Origin of the sequence: Pseudomonas saponiphila (genome assembly GCF_900105185.1) — a bacterium.
Taxonomy (GTDB): domain Bacteria; phylum Pseudomonadota; class Gammaproteobacteria; order Pseudomonadales; family Pseudomonadaceae; genus Aquipseudomonas; species Aquipseudomonas saponiphila.
Genome location: NZ_FNTJ01000002.1, coordinates 471,407 through 491,632, shown reverse-complemented (window position 1 = coordinate 491,632; position 20,226 = coordinate 471,407). Strand labels below are relative to the sequence as shown.

The 20,226-nt window shown below is 64.4% G+C and carries 18 protein-coding genes; 2 read left to right on the top strand and 16 right to left on the bottom strand.

Annotated elements, in window-relative coordinates:
- Positions 1 to 89: 89 nt before the first annotated feature.
- From BLV47_RS24125 to BLV47_RS24105, 5 genes are all read right to left on the bottom strand, one after another.
- A complete protein-coding gene (locus BLV47_RS24125) occupies positions 90 to 1,043 on the bottom strand; it encodes a FecR domain-containing protein (protein WP_092318394.1) in 954 nt (317 codons plus the stop codon).
- Positions 1,040 to 1,549 carry a sigma-70 family RNA polymerase sigma factor gene (locus BLV47_RS24120; protein ID WP_092318392.1) on the bottom strand — a complete coding sequence of 170 codons (510 nt, stop codon included), beginning with the start codon at positions 1,547 to 1,549 and terminating at the stop codon, positions 1,040 to 1,042. The genes BLV47_RS24125 and BLV47_RS24120 overlap by 4 nt, the downstream gene beginning before the upstream one ends.
- A 70-nt stretch (positions 1,550 to 1,619) precedes the next feature.
- Positions 1,620 to 3,230, bottom strand: a complete 1,611-nt coding sequence (locus BLV47_RS24115; protein WP_244168952.1) for an efflux transporter outer membrane subunit — start codon at positions 3,228 to 3,230, stop codon at positions 1,620 to 1,622.
- On the bottom strand, positions 3,227 to 4,297 hold the full coding sequence (locus tag BLV47_RS24110) for an HlyD family secretion protein (protein WP_092318388.1): 1,071 nt from the start codon (positions 4,295 to 4,297) through the stop codon (positions 3,227 to 3,229). Before BLV47_RS24110 ends, BLV47_RS24115 begins: the two co-directional genes overlap by 4 nt.
- A 14-nt stretch (positions 4,298 to 4,311) precedes the next feature.
- Positions 4,312 to 5,856, bottom strand: a complete 1,545-nt coding sequence (locus BLV47_RS24105; RefSeq protein WP_092318386.1) for an MFS transporter — start codon at positions 5,854 to 5,856, stop codon at positions 4,312 to 4,314.
- A gap of 408 nt (positions 5,857 to 6,264) precedes the next feature.
- Between BLV47_RS24105 and BLV47_RS24100 the strand changes: the two genes are divergently transcribed.
- Positions 6,265 to 6,561 (top strand): transposase, encoded by a 297-nt coding sequence (locus BLV47_RS24100; RefSeq protein ID WP_092308884.1) that lies wholly within the window; start codon positions 6,265 to 6,267, stop codon positions 6,559 to 6,561.
- On the top strand, positions 6,558 to 7,391 hold the full coding sequence (locus BLV47_RS24095; protein WP_092318384.1) for an IS3 family transposase: 834 nt from the start codon (positions 6,558 to 6,560) through the stop codon (positions 7,389 to 7,391). The genes BLV47_RS24100 and BLV47_RS24095 overlap by 4 nt, the downstream gene beginning before the upstream one ends.
- A 48-nt stretch (positions 7,392 to 7,439) precedes the next feature.
- On the opposite strand, the gene BLV47_RS24090 is transcribed toward BLV47_RS24095, so the two are convergent.
- The 11 genes from BLV47_RS24090 to BLV47_RS24045 form a co-directional block, all read right to left on the bottom strand.
- Entirely contained in the window at positions 7,440 to 8,306 is an 867-nt protein-coding gene (locus BLV47_RS24090; protein WP_092318382.1) for a LysR family transcriptional regulator, read from the bottom strand.
- A gap of 99 nt (positions 8,307 to 8,405) precedes the next feature.
- The gene (gene istB / locus BLV47_RS24085; RefSeq protein WP_062838242.1) at positions 8,406 to 9,155 is read right to left on the bottom strand and encodes an IS21-like element IS1474 family helper ATPase IstB; all 750 of its coding nucleotides are present in this window, start codon (positions 9,153 to 9,155) and stop codon (positions 8,406 to 8,408) included.
- On the bottom strand, positions 9,043 to 10,728 hold the full coding sequence (istA, locus tag BLV47_RS24080) for an IS21 family transposase (RefSeq protein WP_062838241.1): 1,686 nt from the start codon (positions 10,726 to 10,728) through the stop codon (positions 9,043 to 9,045). Before istA ends, istB begins: the two co-directional genes overlap by 113 nt.
- Positions 10,729 to 10,885: 157 nt before the next feature.
- Entirely contained in the window at positions 10,886 to 11,014 is a 129-nt protein-coding gene (locus BLV47_RS36780) for a hypothetical protein (protein WP_279626612.1), read from the bottom strand.
- 219 nt (positions 11,015 to 11,233) lie between these two features.
- Positions 11,234 to 12,100 carry an ABC transporter permease gene (locus BLV47_RS24075; RefSeq protein WP_092318380.1) on the bottom strand — a complete coding sequence of 289 codons (867 nt, stop codon included), beginning with the start codon at positions 12,098 to 12,100 and terminating at the stop codon, positions 11,234 to 11,236.
- 33 nt (positions 12,101 to 12,133) lie between these two features.
- Complete coding sequence (locus tag BLV47_RS24070) at positions 12,134 to 12,994, bottom strand: ABC transporter ATP-binding protein (RefSeq protein ID WP_092318377.1); 861 nt, start codon at positions 12,992 to 12,994, stop codon at positions 12,134 to 12,136.
- Between the two features lie 5 nt (positions 12,995 to 12,999).
- Entirely contained in the window at positions 13,000 to 14,037 is a 1,038-nt protein-coding gene (locus BLV47_RS24065) for an ABC transporter substrate-binding protein (RefSeq protein ID WP_092318374.1), read from the bottom strand.
- Between the two features lie 26 nt (positions 14,038 to 14,063).
- Positions 14,064 to 14,951 (bottom strand): TauD/TfdA dioxygenase family protein, encoded by an 888-nt coding sequence (locus BLV47_RS24060; protein ID WP_092318371.1) that lies wholly within the window; start codon positions 14,949 to 14,951, stop codon positions 14,064 to 14,066.
- Positions 14,952 to 15,272: 321 nt separating this feature from the next.
- Positions 15,273 to 16,640 carry an HlyD family type I secretion periplasmic adaptor subunit gene (locus tag BLV47_RS24055; RefSeq protein WP_092318368.1) on the bottom strand — a complete coding sequence of 456 codons (1,368 nt, stop codon included), beginning with the start codon at positions 16,638 to 16,640 and terminating at the stop codon, positions 15,273 to 15,275.
- Positions 16,630 to 18,786 carry a type I secretion system permease/ATPase gene (locus BLV47_RS24050; RefSeq protein WP_092318365.1) on the bottom strand — a complete coding sequence of 719 codons (2,157 nt, stop codon included), beginning with the start codon at positions 18,784 to 18,786 and terminating at the stop codon, positions 16,630 to 16,632. The genes BLV47_RS24055 and BLV47_RS24050 overlap by 11 nt, the downstream gene beginning before the upstream one ends.
- A 37-nt stretch (positions 18,787 to 18,823) precedes the next feature.
- Entirely contained in the window at positions 18,824 to 20,176 is a 1,353-nt protein-coding gene (locus BLV47_RS24045) for a TolC family outer membrane protein (protein ID WP_092318362.1), read from the bottom strand.
- Positions 20,177 to 20,226: the final 50 nt, after the last annotated feature.

Below are 20,226 nucleotides of genomic sequence, written 5' to 3'. Positions count from 1 at the left end.
GAACTCCCCATGAGAATGCGTCTTGATCGGCTTTCATGGGGTATCCCGAACAGCTCAGCGGAACCGACAACGGCCCGACAGATTTTTATTCACTCGCGTGGCTTGAGGGTCACCCAGTAGCGCGTCACCGCGTGCGCCCGCACCGGCAACGAACGCTCCAGCGCCGCAAGCACCGCGTCACTGTCCGCCAGGGGAAAGACGCCGGTGAGCAACAGGCCCGCCACCTGCTCGTCGCAGCGCAGCACCCCTGGTCGATAGCGCGCCAGCTCGGCGATGAACTGCCCCAGGGGCTGGCGCTCGGCTATCAGCCGGCCCTCGCTCCAGCTGCTGGCGTTGACCTCGGCCACTTGCCGCGGGGCAACCCGCTCAGCGCTGAACCACAGGCGCTCGCCGGCCTTGAGTTGCAGGGCCTGGGCATGCCGTGGGCTGACCCGCAGCGCGCCCTGGTAAAGATCGACCCGGGTGCCGCCCTCCAGCTCGCGCACCGCAAAGCGCGTACCCAGGGCCTGGATATCGCCGGCGGCGGTTTCAACGATCAACGGCCGCGACGGGTCATGCCCGCTGGTGAGCAGGATCTCGCCCTGGATCAGGCGAATCCGCCGTTCGCTGGCCGTGAACAGCACATCGACGGCGCTGGCGCTGTTGAGGTCCAGGCGACTGCCGTCGCTCAGGGTCAGATGACGCACCTGCCCGGTGGCGCTGCGCTCCCCGGCAAAGGTCGCGCGCCAGGGCTGGCTGCCTTGCAGCAGATAACCACTGCCGCCCGCCACCAGCAGCAAGCCGAGCAGCTTCAGCGCCGCCCGGCGCTGCCGGTCCGGGGCCTTGGCCAGCAGCACATGGGCGCCCTGCTCCGGTACGCCTTGCAAGGTCTGTTGCAGATGCTGCAAGCGTTGCCAGGCCCGCAGGTGCTCGGGATCGGCCTGTTGCCAGGCCTCGAAGGCGGCACGCTGCTGCGGGCTCAATTGGCCGCCCCAATGCAGCATCAGCCACTCGCTGGCCTGCTCGACGATGCTGGGGGCAATGGGAGCCTGATGGGGTTTCATTCTGCGTAGAGCACCTGATAGCAGGCCTGGATCGCGCGGGTCATGTACTTCTGCACCGAACTGACGGACACCTCCAGGCGCTCGGCGATCTGCGCATAACCCAGACCTTCGAACTGCGACATGACAAAGGCCTGGCGCACCTTGTCCGGCATGCGATCGAGCATGGTGTCGATCTGCATCAGGGTTTCCAGGATCAGCGCGCGGCTTTCCAGGGAAGGGGTCTGCGGCTCCGGCAAGTAGGCGATGCTGTCCAGGTAGGCGCGCTCGATGCGCGCGCGGCGCCACTGGTCGATCACCAGATTGCGCGCGATCTGCGCCAGGTAACTGCGGCTTTCCTGCTGCCCGGGAAAGCGTCCCGACAGCAGCAGGCGCAGAAAAGTGTCCTGCGCCACATCCGCCGCATGCTCGCGATCGCCCAGGCGCTTGCGCAACCAGCCCTGCAACCAGCCGTGGTGATCCTGATACAGACGATGGAGCTGAGCGTTGCCGTCAGTGGTGGCTGGCATGAATGAAACTGCGCACATGATTGAGAGCAATTATCATTACACTTTTTTCTCAATCCAGGCAAAACGCTTTTCAGTGCGGCTGGCTGGCGACCTGCAACGGGTACACCGACTCCCAGCCGCCGCCCAGCGCCTTGTACAGCCCGACCATGGCCAGGGACACCCCGGCGGAGCTTTCCACCCACTGCTCCTGGGTGGCCAGCAAGGCGCCCTGCACGGTCAGGACATTGACGAAATCCACCACGCCCTCGACGTACTGCTGCTGCGCGGTACGCAGGGCAATCTGGTTCTGCCGCACCGCCTCGGCCAGGCTGTCGCGCCGCAACTGGCTGGCGTTGTAGCGGGTCAGCTGGTCGTCGATTTCATGCCAGGCCCGCAGCACGGTCTGCTGGTAGGCCAGGGCCGCTTCCTGCTGCTGGGCCTCGCGCAACTGGAGCATGCCCCGCAGGCGACCACCGTCGAACAGCGGCAGGCTGAACTGCGGCCCGATGCCGAACTGGCGCGAACCCCAGGTGCCGAAATCCGCCAGTTGCAGGGCCTGGGAACCGACGTTGCCGGACAGGGTAATCCGCGGATAGAAATCGCCCTTGGCCACGCCGATGCTGGCCGTGGCCGCGTGCAGCCGGGCCTCGGCCTGACGGATATCCGGGCGTCGCTCGGCCAGTTGCGAAGGCAGGCCGATAGCCACACGAGACGGCGGCTGCGGCACGGGTGCGGCGCTGGCCAGCTGCTGGTGCAGGGCCTGGGGCGGCTCCCCGAGCAGCAGGCTCAGGGCATTGATCAACTGCGCCTGACGCTGTTGCAGCGCAGGCCGTTGCGCCTCGATGGTGGCAACCTGGGCGGCGGCCTCGGCCACGTCGAGGTCGGTGGCCACGCCATCGGCCAGGCGCAATTGCGAGAGCTTCAGGCTGTGCCGGGCAACCTCCAGGTTCTGCTCGGTGACGGCCAGGATGTTCTGTACACCGCGCAACTGAATGTAGTCCTGGGCGACTTCCGCCAGCACCGACAGCAGCACCCCGCGGCGATCGTTTTCCGCCGCCTCCAGGGTCGCGTCGGCGGCCTCGGCTTCGCGCCGGACCCGGCCCCACAGATCCAGCTCCCAAGCCGCGGAGAAACCCGCTTCCCAGAGATTGAACGCCGACTTGCCGCTGTTCCCCGAAGGGTCGTTCAGGCCTTCGGCGCTGTTGCGTTTGCGTGCGTAGCCGCCATTGGCCGAGGTGCTCGGGTAGCGCTCGGCGCTGATCACCTGACGCGCCGCCCGACTCTGTTGCAAGCGACTGCTGGCCAGCTGCAGGTCAAGGTTGTCGCTCAGGGCCCGACGACTCAGGGCCGACAGTTGCGGATCGTTGAACACCTCCCACCAGCGCTCCTGCATGGGGCTGTCCACCGCCCGGCTGGCGGCGCCTTGCGCAGGCACCGGCCAGGCCTGGACCTGGGTCGCCCGGGGCCGCTGGAAATCCGGACCGACGTTGCACGCGGCCAGTGCCAGCAGGCTCAGCGCCAGCAGGGTGCGAAGCCCGTGGCCAGGGAGCTTGCTCCCGTTCGAGTGCGGAGCACTCGCCTGGCAGCCTTGGTCGGCGGCCTGGGCCACCGCGGCGAGCGGTTCCGGGGTAGCTGCGCTACCCAGCGGGAGCAAGCTCCCTCGCCACGAGGAGCCTGTGTACTGGCGGCGTAAGGTGCTCATCGCTGGGTCACCTCGCGCGCATTGGTGGCCGAGCTGTGGGTGTCGACGCTGGCCTCCACCGACATGCCGACCCGCAGGCGCTCGGCCATGGGCTGGTTGGGCTCCAGGACGATCTTCACCGGAATGCGCTGCACCACCTTGGTGAAGTTGCCGGTGGCGTTGTCCGGTTTCACCGCGGCGAAGGTCACACCGGTGGCCGGGGCCAGACTCTCGACCCGGCCGTGCAGGGTTTCACCCCCCAGGCTGTCGACCCGCACCTCGACCCTCTGCCCGGCGTGCATGGCGGTCAGCTGGGTTTCCTGGAAGTTGGCCAGCACGTAGGCCTGCTGCAAGGGCACCACGGCGAGGATCTTGCTGCCCGGAGTGACATAGGCGCCGACCCGTACCGCGCGCTCGCCGACCATGCCGTCCACTGGCGCCACGATGCGGGTGTAGGACAGCTCGTAGCTGGCCATTTCCAGGGCTGCCTGGGCCCGCTTCAGGCCACCTTCGGCGGCATCGCGCTGGGCCGTGAGGATCTCCACCTGCTTGCGCTCCGCCGCCAAGGCCGCGGTGGCGGTGGCCAAGCGGGCGCTGGCCTGGTCGATGCGGGTCCTGGCTTGCTGGGCGTTCTGCACCGTGCCGGCGCCGACCCCGGCCAGGTGGTTGTAGCGGTTCAACTCATGCTCGGCAAAGGCGCGCTCGGCCTGGGCCGCGCTCAAGGCTGCCTGGGCCTGGGCAATCACCGAGCTCTGCCGGTCCAGGGTCGCCCGGGCGTTCTGCAACTGGGCCTGGGCCACCAGGGTTTCGGCATCCGCCGCCTGGGCCGCGGCCCGCAGGTCGCGGTCGTCGATCAGCGCCAGCAGTTGCCCGGCCTTGACCTGCTGGTTGTCCTCCACCAGCACCTCCTTGATGAACCCGGCCACCCGCGGCGCCACCAGGGTGTAGTCGGCGGCGATGAAGGCATCGTTGGTGCTCTGTTCGCTGCCACGGCCGAACAGGCCCGGCGCGGCCACATAGGCCAGCGCACCTAGGGCGGCCACCGCCACCACGGTGATGGCGATTTTGTCTTTGCTCTGGATCGTCATAAAAACCTTCTCGTTCAAGTGGCTGCCCGCGGTGGATAGATCCGCGTCGGCATCCAGAAAATCAGCAGGATCAGCGCAGCGGCCACTCCCGCCATGCAGAAGTAGAGATCGGCGGACGTCAGCACCACGGCTTGCTGGTGCAGGCGCTGGGCCAGCCCGGCCAGCCGGTCGTCCACCAGGGGCGAGTTGCCCAGGCTGTCCACCAGCATCGTCGAGTGGAAATGCAGGCGGTGGGTGGTCAGCACATCCAGCACTCCGGTAGCGATCACCGCCGCCAGGCCTTTCACGGTGTTGAACCAGGCCGAGGCAAAGGGACCATCCAGCGGAGTGATGCTGCCGGTGGAAAGCATCAGCAACGGCAGCACCGCCATGGGCTGACCGAAGATCTGCAGCAGTTGCAGCACATAGAAGTCGTCGCGAATCCAGGCCGCGGTCAGGTGCGTGCCGCCTAGGCAGGACAGCACCAGCATGCCCAGGCCGATCCCCAGCACCCAGCGGCAATCCACCCAGCGCAGGTTGCACAAGGCCGCCACCAGGGGCAGCGCCAGCAGTTGCGGCAGGGCCATCACCAGCATCACCGGCGCCGTCTGCAATGGGCGATAGCCCTGGACCTGGGTCAGGTAGGCAGAGGGGATGATGATCACCGCGGTCAGCACCACCAGCACCCCGGCCAGGGTCAGCAAGGCGAAGGACAGGTTGCGGATGCCGAGCATCTGCAGCTTGAAAAAGGGAACCGGCTGCGACCATTCGTTGATCAGAAACAGCACCAGCAGCACCAGCCCGCCCCCCAGCAGCCCGCTGATCAAAGGCGACTGGAACCAGTCCAGGCGATTGCCCTGAAGGGTGCCGATCACCAGCATGCAGATCGCCGGGAAGCCCAGCAGCAGGCCCCGCCAGTTGAACTGTTTCAAGCGCTCCAGACGCAGCGGATCCTGAGGCAGGCCGTAGGCCACCGCCGCCATCGCCAACAGGCAGGGCGCTACCACTTGCCAGAAGGCCCACTGCCAACCCACGTATTCGGTCCAGAGCGCCGCCAGGGGCGTGCCCAGGCTGGGGCCGAAGGTGGCGGTCAGGGCATAGCCGGCCAGGCCGTAGAGCTTGACGTTGGCCGGCAGGAAGCGCAGGGCCACGGTCATCAGCATCGGCGGCAGCGCACCCCCGGCCAGGCCTTGCAGGGTGCGCAGCAGCAACAGGCTTTCGTAGTTCGGGGCGAAGGGGCACAGCACCCCCAGCAGGGTGAACAGCGCAATGGCAAACAGGGTGAAACGGCGCAGGGAAAAGGTCACCGAACACCAGGGCGCAAAGGCCATGGCCGCCACAGAAGTAGCGGTGTAGCACGCCACCAGCCAGGTGCCCTCGTCGAATCCGATGAACAACGCACCGCGGATATCTGCCAGGGCGATCTTGGTCACCATCTCGTTCAGACCGGAAACCAGCACCGCCAGCAGCACCCCCACCAGGCCGATGATGATTCGCGGTCCGAACAGCGGTGGGGCAATGGCTGCCGGCTTGCTGGCGGCGTCAACCGAAGCAGGCGCAGCGACAGCGAGGGAACTCATGGAAGTACTGCTCCAGACAAGAAAACCAGAGCAGTTTATGAACAGCCAGTACTGACGAAAATTGACTTATCGACAGGTTATAAGTGCGTCAGACGCAACGATTAGAGCTATTGATCGTAGGCCTTGGCTTGCCAGCGAAGGGGCCTCAAGAACGCATTCGCCGGCAAGCCGGCTCCTACAAGGGCAGTTCGGCCTGCAACAGGACCGTAGGAGCTGGCTTGCCAGCGAAGGGGACATCAAGAACGCATTCGCCGGCAAGCCGGCTCCTACAGGGGCAGTGCGGCCTGCAGCGGGACCGTAGGAGCTGGCTCGCCAGCGAAGAGGCCCTCAAGAACGCATTCGCCGGCAAGCTGTTGTGGCTCAATATTCCTGGACCACTCTGTAGGAGTTTCAGCCTAAGGAAGCATCATGGGATTTCGGGTTGTTAGCGCTGAAGAAAAGGCCGAAGCCATTCGCTTGGTCGTGGAAATGAATTACTCGGTGCCTAAGGCATGTGAGCAAACTGGGGTTGGGCCTACAGCCCTGCGACGCTGGGTCGCCAGATGGCGCAAGGAGCATGAAGGAGCCTTGCTGCCCACACGCCCTCAGGACCAGGAACTGATTGATTCACTGCAGGCCAGACTCGCCTTGCTGGAAGCCGAGAATAGCGTCCTAAAAAAGCAATTGCCCTCTCATCTGAAGGTGCTGTTCAGCCGAATCAAATGATCGAGGGGTTGAAAGGACAGCTCTCCATTCGGCACTGCTGTCGACTTCTGGGCGTGCCTCGCAGCAGCTATTACGCCAAGCCCGTGGCTCGGTCTGAACCTGGGGTCGAGCGGCAACTGGAAAAGACCATTCGGCAGCTGCACCGGGAGCATCGAGGTGCCCTGGGCGCCCGGGGATTTGCCAGGGAGCTCAAAAAACAGGGCGTAGCGGTTGGGCGCCATCGTATGGGCCGTCTGATGAAAAACCTTGGGCTGGTCAGGCGACGAGCCCGTTACGCTCACTATCGTCGGACCGGAAAGCCCAGCAATACCGCAGCCAATCTCCTCGATCGTCGCTTTAATCCTGCATCACCCAATACGTTTTGGGCCGGAGACATCACTTACATTCGCGTCGGTGGAAGCTGGCTGTACCTGGCAATCGTGATGGATTTGTTTTCACGTCGGATCATCGGCTGGGCCTTTTCCAGGACCGCCGATGCCGAGCTGTCGCTCAAGGCGTTACGGCTGGCTGTTGGCATACGTCGGCCTGGTTCAGCGCTGGTATTCCACTCGGACCAGGGCTGCCAATACACCGCGGATCGCTTTGTCGAATACCTGGCTGAAAAGCAGATCGTGCAGAGCATGAGTCGACGCGCAAACTGCTGGGACAACGCGGTGGTGGAGCGTTATTTCCGGACACTGAAACACGATTGGTCGCCTGAAAATGGCTACCAGAATCATTTTGAGGCGCAGAAGGATGTGATGCATTTCATTGCCCATTACAACCATCGGCGTTGCCACAGCGCCTCGAACGATCTGCCACCCGCTGCTTTTGAAAGGCTGGCGGCCTAATGCTCCTACAGAGTGGTCCAAAAAAGCTGGACCACTACAAGCCGGCTCCTACGAGGCGGCAGGCTGGGCTTCACGCCAGGTGGCCTGGCAGGAACTGCGCAGGGTTTCACGGAACCATTTGTGCGCCGGATCCTTGTCGTAGCGCGGGTGCCAGGCCTGGGTCAGGACCAGGGTCGGCAGAGAAATCGGCAGCACGAACGAACGCAGGCGCAAGCCCAGGCGCGAAACGCTGAGCAGGGTTTCCTGGGGCACCGGCAGGATCAGGTCCGAATCCGGCAGCATGAACATGGCCGCATGAAAGCTCGGGGCAATCAGCGATACCCGCCGCTCCAGGCCCTGCTCCGCCAGGGCCACGTCGATCGGTCCGCGGGCAATGCCGCGGCGCGACATGCTGATATGGGGGAACGCGGCAAAGCGCTCGGCGGTGATCTCGTCATCGAGCAGCGGATGGCCTTCCCTCACCAGGCCGACAAAGGCGGTGGTGAACAGGTTCTGCACCTTCACTTCCGGGGTCAGCGGCCGGGTGTTGCTGATGCGCAGATCGATCCGCCCTTCGCGCAGGGCCCCGTCGTCGCCGTCGCCTTCGGGCACGAAACGCAGTTCGCACAACGGCGCCTGCCGCTCCAGCGTGTCGATCAGGCGTCCGCCGTAGACACCGATGAAAAAGTCGTTGGCGCGCACGTTGAAGCGCCGGCGCAACGCCAGCAGGTCGACCTGATCCGCCGAGCGAAACACCAGCGCCGCCTGCTCCACCAGATCACGCACCTGGCTGCGCAGCTCCAGCGCCTTGGGGGTGGGCACCAGGCCACGCCCGGCGCGCACCAGCACCGGGTCGCCCAGGGCGTCGCGAATTCGCGTCAGGGTCCGGCTCATGGCCGCCGGGCTGAGGTTCATGCGCCGCGCCGCGCCGACCACGCTGCCTGCGGATTTCGGTGAACGTGACCGAGCGTTTCGCTAATACGTGACCGGTGCTTCCACCCCGGTTGCGCGGGTTCTGGATTGTAATCGCATCGGTCACGATGCGGCTTGTTCCTCGGCTTTTTTTCGGCGCAGCGACTCGCCTTTCATCGTCAGTCGGTAGGCGTTGTGCACCAGGCGGTCGAGGATGGCATCGGCCAGGGTCGGGTCGTTGATCCAGCCGTGCCAGTGCTCGATGGGCAGTTGGCTCGTCAGGATGGTGGAGCGGCTGCCAGCGCGGTCGTCGATCACCTCCAGCAGGTCATGCCGGGCTCCTTCCTCCAGCGGGGCTAGCGCCCAGTCGTCCAGCACCAGGACGTCGACCTTTGCCAGCTGTTGCAGGGTACGGCCGAAGCTGCCGTCGCCATGAGCGATGCGCAGTTGTTCCAGCAGGCGCGGGGTGCGCAGGTACAGGGTGCTATAGCCCTGGCGGCAGGCCTGGTTGCCCAGGGCGCAGGCCAGCCAGGTTTTGCCGGCACCGGTCGGGCCGGTCAGCAGCAGGTTGTGCTGCTGGCGGATCCAGTCGCCACTGGCCAGGGTGGCGATCAGACGCTCGTCCAGGGCGCGTCCGGTGCGGCGGTCGAGATCTTCCAGGCAGGCGTTGGCGTACTTGAGCTTGGCCTTCTTGCGCAGCCGTACCAGGCGCTGGTTGTCACGCCAGGCCAGTTCGCGGTCGAGCAGTAGGCCGAGGCGTTCATCGAAGCTCAGGCTGTGGCTGGCCGGCAGCGTCCATTGCTCTTCCAGGGCGCGGGCCATGCCGTCCAGGCGTAGCTGGTGCAGTTGATTCAGGGTGTGTTGCGGCATCATCGAACAGCTCCTGTTGCGGGGGTTGGTAGTAGTCGGCGCCACGGACGTTCTCGTGGTCGCCGGGTAAGGTCGTTTCGGCGGCACGCTGGGGCAGCGGCTGTTGATCCAGGCCTTGCTGGAGCAGGTTGCGCACGCTGCGCCCGGTGAAGGCGCGCAGGTGTACGGCACGTTCGGCAGCGGCTTCCAGGCGTGCATTGCCATAGCGCCGGGCCAGCGAGAGCAGGCCGAGGCAGGCGCGGTAGCCCATCTCCGGGTGCGGCTTGTGGGTCAGTTGGTGATCGATCAGTTGGCGCGTGTAGGGGCCGATCCGCGCGCCCCAGTCGAGCAGGCGTTGTGGCGTCCATTCGCGATGCGCCTGGTGCGCCGCGGGCATGTGCTCGCGCTGGGTACTGTAAGCGCCGCGTCGCCCCAGCAGCAGGTGGCTGGCCACCCGCCGGTTGCCATGCAGCACTTCCAGGGTGTGTGCCGTCAGTCGCACGTCCACGTTCTGCCGGGCCAGGGCGGAGGGCACGCTGTAGAAGCTGCCATTGACCTCGATGTGGTAGTCGATGCTGACCTTGCAGCGCTTGAAGGTGGCGACCTCGTAGGGATGCACCGGCAGCGCTCGCAAGGCCGGGCGATCCAGGCGCTCGAACCAGTCGCGCCGGCAGCCATCGAGCCGCTTGAACGGGCGCCGATTCAGATCCTCCAGCAGCTCGGCGATGGCCTGGTTAAGCGCATGCAGGCTGAAGAACTGCCGATGGCGCAGCCGCGCCATGATCCAGCGCTCGACCACCTGCACCGCCACCTCGGCCTTGGCCTTGTCCTGAGGCTTGCGTGGCCGTGCCGGCAGGATCACCGTCTGGTAATGACGCGCGCACTCCAGCGTGGCCCGGTTCAGGCCCGGCTCGTAGCGATCCGGCTGGGCGACCAGGGCGCGCGGATTGTCCGGCACAACCATTTCCGGCACGCCGCCAAAGTAGGTCAGAGCCTGGCCCAGCGAGGTCAGCCAGTCCACCTGGGTTTCGCCTGGCGTCGCGCAGGCATAGGTGTAATTCGAGGCGCCCAGGGCGGCGACGAAGATGTGCGCCCGGCGCACTTCGCCGGTGGCCGGGTCGACCACCGGCAGCGTCGGCCCGGCATAGTCGATGAATAGCTTCTCGCCCGCACGGTGCAGCTGACGCATCGAACGTTTGAGCGTCTGGGCGTAGCGCCGGTAGTGCTCGACGAACTGGGTGTAGCGGTAGGTCGGCTGGCCCGCATGCGCGGCGAGATATTCCTCCCACAGCAGCTGCAAGGTCACGCCCTTGCGTCGCAACTCGCGGTGGATGCTCAGCACATCGGGCAGCACTCGCTCACCGCGCGGCTTGTTCGTCGACGTCGGTGCAAACAAGGCGGCCGCCAGCGCGGCCTCGTCCATGGCCACCAGCGCCGGCCAGTCCAGCCCGGCCACCCGCGCCGCCGCGATGTACTTGCTAACCACGCCCTTGGACAGCTGCAAGGCACGGGCAATCTTCTCGTGGGACAAGCCGGCCTCAAACTTGAGGCGCAGACATTCTTTGATGTTTCGCATGGCTACTCGCGGCGCCGCCATCTTCCTCTCCCGAAATCGGTCGAGGATGGCGGCGCATCAGGTCATGCGCAACGAAGGGGAAGGCTTTCGCTAAGTCGTGACCGGCGATTTCGGTAAGCCGTGACCACCTGTTTCGGAACAGGCGGAAAATCGGTCACGTTGCTACCGAAATGAGCGGTCACGCGTTAGCGAAATGACCGGTCACGATCAACCGAAACGGCCGGTCACGGTGCTCCGAAATCCGCACGCTGCCCTCGTCGAGCAGGGCGTCGAGGGCCACCAGAAGGTTCATGTCCGGAAGTTGCATGCTGAGCACTCATGGCTGATCAGGATTGATCTACGCGCAATGCTAGCAGGCTTGGCGCCGAGGAAAATGAGGGAGATCAATCCTGACCCATGAACCCACTAGCCGCGTAGGAGCCGGCTTGCCGGCGAATGGGCCCTCGAACCTTGCATCGCCCTTGAGGACGCCTTCGCTGGCAAGCCAGCTCCTACGGTCGGGGGTGGTTCTGGCGGACGAGGCAGCTCAGCGCTGCATGCCCCAGCGTTTCACCGTGATCCGCTCCAGGGTGTCGAAGATCAGGTTCTCCACCAGCAGGCCGATGAGGATCACCACCGCCAGCCCGGCAAATACCTTGTCGGTGTACAGCTCGTTGCGGTTCTGGAAGATGTACCAGCCCAGGCCGCCCTTGCCGCTGGTGGCGCCGAACACCAGTTCGGCGGCGATCAGGGTGCGCCAGGCAAAGGCCCAGCCGATCTTCAACCCGGCAAGGATCGACGGCAGCGCCGCCGGGATCAGGATGAACAGCACCAGGCGCAGGCCCTTGAGGCCGTAGTTGCGCCCGGCCATGCGCAGGGTTTCCGAGACGCCGAGAAACCCGGCGTAAGTGTTCAGGGCCAGGGCCCAGAGCACCGAATGCACCAGCACGAAGATCAGGCTGTTCTGCCCCAGGCCGAACCACAGCAGCGCCAGGGGCAACAGGGCAATGGCCGGCAACGGGTTGAACATCGAGGTCAGGGTGCTCAGCAGGTCGCGGCCGAACTGAGTCGACACCGCCAGAGTGGTCAGGGCGAAGGCCAGGACAATGCCGATCAGGTAGCCCTTGAGCAGCACCACCAGGGAAATGCCCACCTTGCCCAGCAATTCGCCGCTGAGCAGGCCCTGGTAAAGCGCGCTGGCGGTCTGCAGGAAACTCGGCAGCAGCAGGTCGTTGTTCTGGTAGCGGGCCACGGCTTCCCAGAGCAGCGCCAGCAGGACCAGGATCAGGCCCTTGCGCAGCCAGCCCTGTTGCCAGAGTCGCTGGGCCAGGGGCAGTTCCCGTTCCAGGGGGACTTGCAACAGGGGCTGCAGGACAACTTCGTATTCTTCGCGCGCGGGAGATGAATGGCTCATCGGGCGTTCCTCGTTCAACGGTGGCCTGACGGCTCAATAGGCGATGCGGATATCGGCGAAATCCAGCTCGGTTTCAGTTTCCGGCGATTGGCCTTCATCGAACAGCAGGCGGTGGATACGCTGCGCGGTCTGCTGGAAGTCCACACCACCGAGGCTTTGCAGGTCGTACTGGTGGCTGTGGACCTCCGCCCGCACCCGCCCCGGATGCGGCGACAGCAAGAGGATGCGGTTGCCCACCACCAGTGCCTCCTCGATGGAGTGGGTGACGAACAGCAAGGTGAAGCGCACCTCTTCCCAGAGCAGCAGCAACTCTTCCTGCATCTTGCGCCGGGTCAGGGCGTCGAGGGCGGCGAAGGGTTCGTCCATCAGCAGGATCTTCGGCTGCATGGCCAGGGCCCGGGCGATCGCCACCCGGGCCTTCATGCCACCGGACAGTGTGTGCGGGTAGGCATCGGCAAAGGCCGCCAGTCCGACTTTCTCCAGGTAATGCAGGGCGCGCTCCTCGGCTGCGCGACGGCCGAGGGTGTTCGACGCCAGCAGGGGAAACATCACGTTCTGCTTCACGGTTTTCCAGGGCGGCAACTGGTCGAACTCCTGGAACACCACGATGCGGTCCGGCCCGGGCTGGCTGACGTGCTGGCCTTGCAGGCGGATCTCGCCCTCGCAGGGCTGGATGAACCCGGCCACGGCCTTGAGCAGGGTCGACTTGCCGCAGCCCGAAGGCCCCAGCAGGACAAAACGATCAGCCGGATCGATCTCAAAACTGACCTGGTGGGTGGCCCGCACCACGCGCTGCGGGGTGCGGTATTCCAAACTGACTCGATCCACCGCCAGCAGCGCTTCGGCGGTGGCGGCGGAGTTGCTGGCCGTGTGGCCTGGCAAGGGGGCATTCATGGCTATCAGCTCCCTTGCAGCGGCTTGGCGTCCTGGAAGAAGTAGTCCTTCCACGATTGCGGCTTGTTCTTGATGGCGCCGACCCGGTACAGGAACTCTGCCAGCGGGTAGGTGTTTTTCGGCGTCACGCTGAATTCGAACTGCGGGTTGTCGATGATCTTGAGCAAGGCGGCGCGGTCGATCTTGGCCTTGGTCACGCGGATGTAGGTATCGGCAGCCGCGCCCTTGTCGTTCTGGGCGAACTCGGCCGCCTCGGCCAGGGCTTCGACGAAGGCCTTGTAGGTCTTGGGGTTGTCGTTGCGGAATTTCTCGGTGGCGAACAGCACCGTCGGCGAGTTCGGGCCCAGCAGGTCGTAGGTGTTGAGCACCACGTGCACGTTGGGGTTCTCCAGGGCCTGGTCCTGGAACGGCGGGTTGGAGAAGTGCCCGGTCAGCTCGGTGCCACCGGCAATCAGCGCCGCCGTGGCGTCCGGGTGCGGCACGGCGATGGTGTATTTGTCCAGGCGATTGAATTCCTGGTCGCCCCATTGCTTGGCCGCGGCGTATTGCAGGAAGCGCGACTGCACCGAGACACCCACCGCCGGCACCGCGATGCGGTCCTTCTCGGTGAAGTCGGCGATGGTCTTGACCTTGGGATTGTTGCTCACCAGGTAGTAGGGGAAGTTGCCCAGGGAGGCCACCGCCTTGACGTTCTGCCGGCCGTGGGTGCGGTCCCAGATGGTCAGCAGCGGGCCGACGCCGGCCCCGGCAATGTCGATGGAGCCCGACAGCAGGGCGTCGTTGACCGCGGCGCCGCCGGACAGCTGGGTCCAGTCGACCTGGATGTCGATGCCCTCTTGCTTGCCGTGTTTTTCGATCAGGTTCTGGTCGCGCACCACATTGAGCAACAGGTAGACGATGCCGAACTGTTCGGCGATGCGGATCTGGCCTTCGGCCTGGGCGGCTGCGGGCGCCACCAGGCTGCCGGCCAGCAGGCTGAAACCCAGGCCGATGGCCGTGGCCAGTTTGCCGAGGCGGGGAATGAAGGGAATGGATAAGGACATGGTGATTCTCCTGCCGTGCCGGCCGATCAGTAAGGGGCGTCGCCCTGGATGGTGGTGCGATACAGCTTGCGGCGCAGGTGACTCGGGCAACCGGCGGCCAGGTGGATCAGCGAGCGGTTGTCCCAGAACACCAGGTCATGGGGCTGCCATTGATGGCGGTAGACGTTGTCCGGCAGCACGCTGTGGGCGTACAGCTCGGCCAGCACCTGGGCACTTTCGTCCTCCGGCAGGCCGATGATGCGGGTGGTGAAGCCTTCGCTGACAAACAACGCCTTGCGGCCGTTTTCCGGGTGGGTGCGGACGATCGGGTGCACCACCTCGGCGACCTGGGCCAGTTGCTCCGGGGTCAGGGTCGGACGCCAGTTGCCCTCGAACTTGGTCTCGCTGTAGCGCGCCGTGTAGGAATGCGCCGCACTGCGGCCCTCGACCGCCTTGCGCAGCGCCTCGGGCAGGTTGTCCCAGGCCTTGTGCATGTCGGCGAACAGGGTGTCGCCGCCTTCGGCCGGCAGTTCCTGGGCGTGCAGCATCGAGCCCAGGCTTGGCAGTTCCTTGTAGGACAGGTCCGAGTGCCAGAACTTGCCGGCATCTCCCAGGCCGATGGACTGGCCGTTCTCGATGATGTTGGAAACGATGAGGATTTCCGGGTGCCCGGCCAGCAAGAACTGCTTGAGCACATGGATCTGCAGCACGCCGAAGCGACGGCTGAAGGCGATCTGTTGTTCGGGGCTGATGCGCTGGTCGCGGAACACCACCACATGATGATCCAGGTGGGCGCGATGGATGCGGGCGAAGTCCTGGTCGTTGACCGGCCGGGACAGGTCCAGGCCGATGATTTCGGCGCCGACAGCGTCGTTGAAAGGACGGATTTCGAAGGCTTGTGCGGCGATGGGCGCGGCACTGGCTGATGCAGACATGACTGAAACTCCCGCGCAGGCGCGCCGAAGGCGCGCGCGTCGATCAGAAACTCACGGAGATCCCGTGTGGGTTCATTTCGTGCGGCGCGCCGATTGGTCGGCAGGTACGCAGGGAGTCGACTTTATAGATATAAGAAAGCAAATTTAAATACCGTTAGTGAATAACGATATGTTGAATCGGGCGACGCGATGCCTGGGGACGCTGCACTGTCGACGGTTCGATGGGACGAACTGCAGGAGCCGGCTTGCCGGCGAAGGCGCTCTCACGGGCCCCTTCGCTGGCAAGCCAGCTCCTACAGACAAGGTCGCCTTTTACGCGGATCAGCGCTCGTGCAGGGCTTCGGCGCGAGCGCGGATGATCGGCTTGAGCAGGTAGCTGAGGATGCTTTTCTTGCCGGTGATGATGTCCACCGAGGCCACCATCCCGGGGATGATCAGCAGCGGTTTCTCATCGGTGCCCAGGTGGCTGCGGTCGGTGCGCAGCTTGATCATGTAGTAGGTGGTCTTCTTGTCTTCGTCGGTGATGGTGTCGGCGCCGATCTGCTCCAGGCGGGCCTTGAGACCGCCATAGATGGTGTAGTCATAGGCGCTGAACTTGACCACCGCTTCCTGCCCCGGGTGCAGGAAGGCGATGTCCTGGGGACGGATCTTGGCTTCCACCAGCAGGGTGTCGTTCAGCGGCACGATTTCCACCATGTCGCTGCCCGGCTGGATCACCCCGCCAATGGTGTTGACCATCAGCTGCTTGACGATACCGCGCACCGGCGAGGTCACCAGGGTCCGGCTGACCCGGTCTTCCAGGGCCTTGCCGGTGGCGCTGGCCTTGTTCAGTTCGGTGCGCGCCTCGTTGAGCTGGGTCAGGGCCTCGCTGCGGAACTTGCCGCGGGTTTCATCGATCTTGCGCTGCACTTCCTTGATCGCCGATTCGGCACGGGGAATGGCCAGGGTGGTGGCGTCCAGCTGGCCACGGGTTTCCACTTCGGCGCGCTTGAGCCGCAGCACTTCCACCGGCGACACCGCGCCCTGGGCCACCAGGGGCTCGGACATGGCGATTTCCTGACGCTGCAGGCCCAGTTGCTGGCGGTATTGGGCCTGCTTGGAGGTGAACTCGCGCAGTTCCTGCTGCTTCTGGATCAGCTGTTCCTGAAGGCCGCCGATTTCGTCATGCAGTTGCTGGCGACGGCTCTGGTACAGGGATTTTTCGCTGGCCGCCTGGCCGGGCGCTTCCTTGACCGCGTCGGCGGGGAAGTTCAGTTCGCGCTCATCCACTTCGGCGCTCAGGCGTTCGACCCGCAGCAGCATCGACAGGCGCACGGTCTCGGTTTCGCCGACATTGGACTGGAAGCGCGTGTCGTCCAGGCGAATCAGCGGCGCACCGGCCTCCACCACCTGGCCTTCCTTGACGTACAGCTCGGAGACGATCCCGCCCTCCAGGTTCTGGATCTTCTGCACCTTGGACGACGGAATGGCCTTGCCCTCGCCCTTGGTCACTTCGTCGATCACCGCGAAGTTGGCCCACAGCAGCAGGAACAGGAAGAAGGCGATGATGCCCCAGATGGTCAGGCGAATGACCCGTGGCGCATCCTCGATCAGGGCCTTGTTGACTTCGGGCAGTGGCTGCCCCTTGAGGGAATCGCTGCCTTTGAAATAGCGGCGGATCGAGTCCTTGAATCCCGGCTTAAGCAACACTGATCTGCCCCTTCTTCAACGCTTCCATCACCACCGCTTTCGGGCCATCGGCCAGGATCTGTCCACGGTCCACCACCAACAACCGGTCCACCAGGGACAACAGCGACGCCCGGTGCGTCACCAGGACCACGGTCTTGTTCTGCACCACCGACTCCAGGCGCTGCTTGAGACGCTCTTCGCCGGTGTTGTCCATGGCGCTGGTGGGCTCGTCGAGCAGCAGGATCTGCGGATCGAGCAGCAGGGCACGGGCCAGGGCGACGTTCTGGCGCTGACCGCCGGAGAGGTTTTGCCCGCGCTCGCCGACCTGCAGTTCATAGCCCTGTGGATGCAGCCGGGCGAATTCATGCACCCCTGCCAGTTCGGAGGCTTGCAGCACCAGTTCGTCTTCGACGTAACGGGCACCGGAGGTCAGGTTGTCACGCAGGGTGCCGGCCAGCAGTTGGATGTCCTGGGGCACGTAACCAATGTTGTGGCGCAATTCGCTGACGTCGATCTGGCGGATGTCTACACCATCCACCAGCAAGGCCCCGGAGTCAGGCTGGTAGAGCCCCACCAGCAGCTTGGCCAGGGAACTCTTGCCGGAGCCGCTGCGGCCGATGATGCCGACCTTCTCGCCCGGCTTGATCACCAGGTTGATGTTCTTCAGCGCCGGGTTCTGCTGCCCCGGGTAGGTGAAATTCAGCAGCCGACATTCGATAGCGCCCTGCAGCACGCTGCGGCTCAGGGGGCGCTCGTCGAAATTGCGCTCCTGGGGCAGCTCCATCATCTGGTCCACCGAGGTCATGGTGACGCGCGCCTGCTGGTAACGGGTCAGCAAGCCGGACAGCGAAGCCAGCGGGCTCAGGGCCCGGCCGCTGAGCATGTAGCAGGCGATCAGGCCGCCCATGCTGAGGTTGCCGTCGATGATCTGGTACACACCGAAGACGATCATGGTCACCCCGGCCAGTTGCTGGATCAGCAAGGTGATGTTCATCGCCAGGCTGGAGAGCATCTTCACCCGCAGCTCCAGACGGCTGAGGGTGCCGATGGTCTGCTCCCACTGGTACTGACGCTCGCTCTCGGCGTTGTTGACCTTCACGGCGTCCAGCCCGGCCAGGGTTTCGATCAGGCTCGACTGGCGCTCGGCGCCCAGGGCCATGGTTTTTTCCATGGTCGCCACCAGGGGCTTCTGCAAGGCGTAGCCGATGCCGAGGGCAATCGGGAAGGCCAGCACCGGGATCCACACCAGGTGGCCGCCAAGGATGGCGATCACCAGGAAGATCAGCAGGGTGAAGGGCAGGTCGATGAGGCTGGTGAGGGTCAGGGACGCGAGGAAGTCCCGCAGGCTCTGAAACTCATGGATGTTCTGGGCGAAGCTGCCGACCCGGGCCGGGCGGTACTTCATGGCCATACCGACGATGCGCTCGAACAGCGTGGCGGAAATGATCAGGTCGGTCTTTTTCCCTGCCAGATCCAGGCACAGGCTGCGCAGGCTCTTGAGGATCAGGTCGAAGATATAAGCGCCCATGATGCCGATGGACAGCACCCACAGGGTCGAGGTGGCCTGGTTGGGCACCACCCGGTCGTAGACGTTCATCACGAACAGCGGCGCGGCCATGGCGATGATGTTGATCAACAGGCTGGCGGCGATGGCGTCGGCATACAGCCAGCGCGAGCGCTTGAGGGTGTCGCGGAACCAGGAGCGGGCCCGGGGAATCAGCGAACCGTGGTTGACGTCGAACTTGTGCTGGGGCTGGGCGAAGAACACTCGCCCGCTGTAGTCCTCGGCCACCAATTGGCGATCGACGCACACCTCGCCGCCATCGCTCTCGCTGAGCAGCAGGCGCGCCTTGTCTTCACCTTGCCAGCCTAGGAGCACGGCACTGCGACCGTCCTTGAGCAACAACAGGGCGGGCATGGCGATGCTCGGAATCTGCTCGAGCTTGCGGCGCAACACGCGCCCCTGCAGCCCCGCCCGGGCCGCTGCGCGGGGCAGCAACTCGGCGCTCAGGCGCTGTGACGGCAATGGCAGACCGGTGGTCAGCATTGCCGCACTGGCGGGCTTTTGATGCAGGAAACAAAGGGTCAGCAATCCATCCAGCAAGGGGTCGTCATGCATACCGCGTGGATCATGACTGAATTGCGCTCGACTGGCTTCTGATTCCACGCTGGACACTCTTGGCTGGCTGTTGGATGAAAATAGCTCAATTCATCCCAGGCAGCTGGACCTTGGGCTTCGCATCGTTCTGCACGACGGAAGCCATAGGTGCGACCACTCCCTGGCTCTTGAGCAACTCGCCCATGGTCGCCTTGATTCGATACTGAGTAAATAACTGAATGTTCTTGATCTCGGCCAAACGCCGGGACGCGGTGAACAACTCGTTTTCGCTGTCGAGCAAGTCCAGCAGGGTACGTTCGCCCAGGCTGAACTGCTTCTGGTAAGCGGTGCGCACTGCCGTGCTGCGGTCAACGTATTCCTGGGCAATCGGCACTTGGGCGTTGGCGTTGTTCAAGGCGTTCCAGGCCAGGCCCAGTTCCTCGTTCAAGACCCGCAAGGCGTTGTTGCGGATATCCAGGGCCTGGTTCGACTGGTAGGCCTTGGACTCCAGATCGGCCTTGTTGCTGCCACCGGCGAACAGGTTGAAGCGCATGCGCAGCATGGCCTGCCATTCATTGTTGTGGCCGTTCTGACCGTCCAGATCGTTGTCGGCAGTGCGTCCCAGTTCAGCATCAAAACGTGGGTAGAACGCCGATTTGGCGGCGTCGTACTGCTTCTCGGCGGCAACGATGTCGGATTCCGCGGAGCGCAGGATCGGGCTGTTTTCCAGCATCTGGCGCCGGGCTTCATCAAGGTTGGCCGGCATCATCGCCATAAAGCTGGCAGGACGCTCCAGTTGATCGGGCATCTGTCCTACCGCACTCAGGTAGTTGGTCTGGGCGTCGGCCAGGTTGGTCTGCTCGGTGATCAGGTTGTTGCGGGCCTGGGCCATGCGCGCTTCGGCCTGATCGAGGTCGGCACCGCTGCCCACTCCGCGTTGGGTGCGCAGTCTGATCTGGTCGTAGATGCGTTCGTGATTGCGCAGATTGTCTTCCGCCAACTGCACGAATTGACGGCGGGTCAGTACGTCCAGGTACACCTGGGCTACGGTCAGCGCCGTGCGCTCGGAGGTGCCGAGCAGGGAATAAGCCCGGGAATTGACGGTGGCTTGTTGACGCCCCACTTCACTGGAGGTGGCAAAACCGTCAAAAACCATCTGTTGGAGACGTAAACTTGACTCTCCGCGATTCAAGGTTTCCCAGTGATTGCTGCCAGTACCCGCACGAGTACTGGGGTTATCAGTGCCCTCGCGACCATAGCCGGCGAGCATGTCGACACGTGGCAGATAGCCACCTTTGGCGGCTTTGAGTTGATAGTCAGCGGCTAGACGGCTGTTGACCCCGGCTTGAATTTCCGGGTGCACATCCAGTGCTTTCTGCATGGCTTCGGGGAGTGTTTGTGCCTGCACGAAACTCGCGGCCAAGGCGAACGGCAGGGCCTTTAACAGGTGAAAACGCATGATAGAAATTTCCCTCGGACAGCATGTCCAGAAACACGTCAAAACGTGGC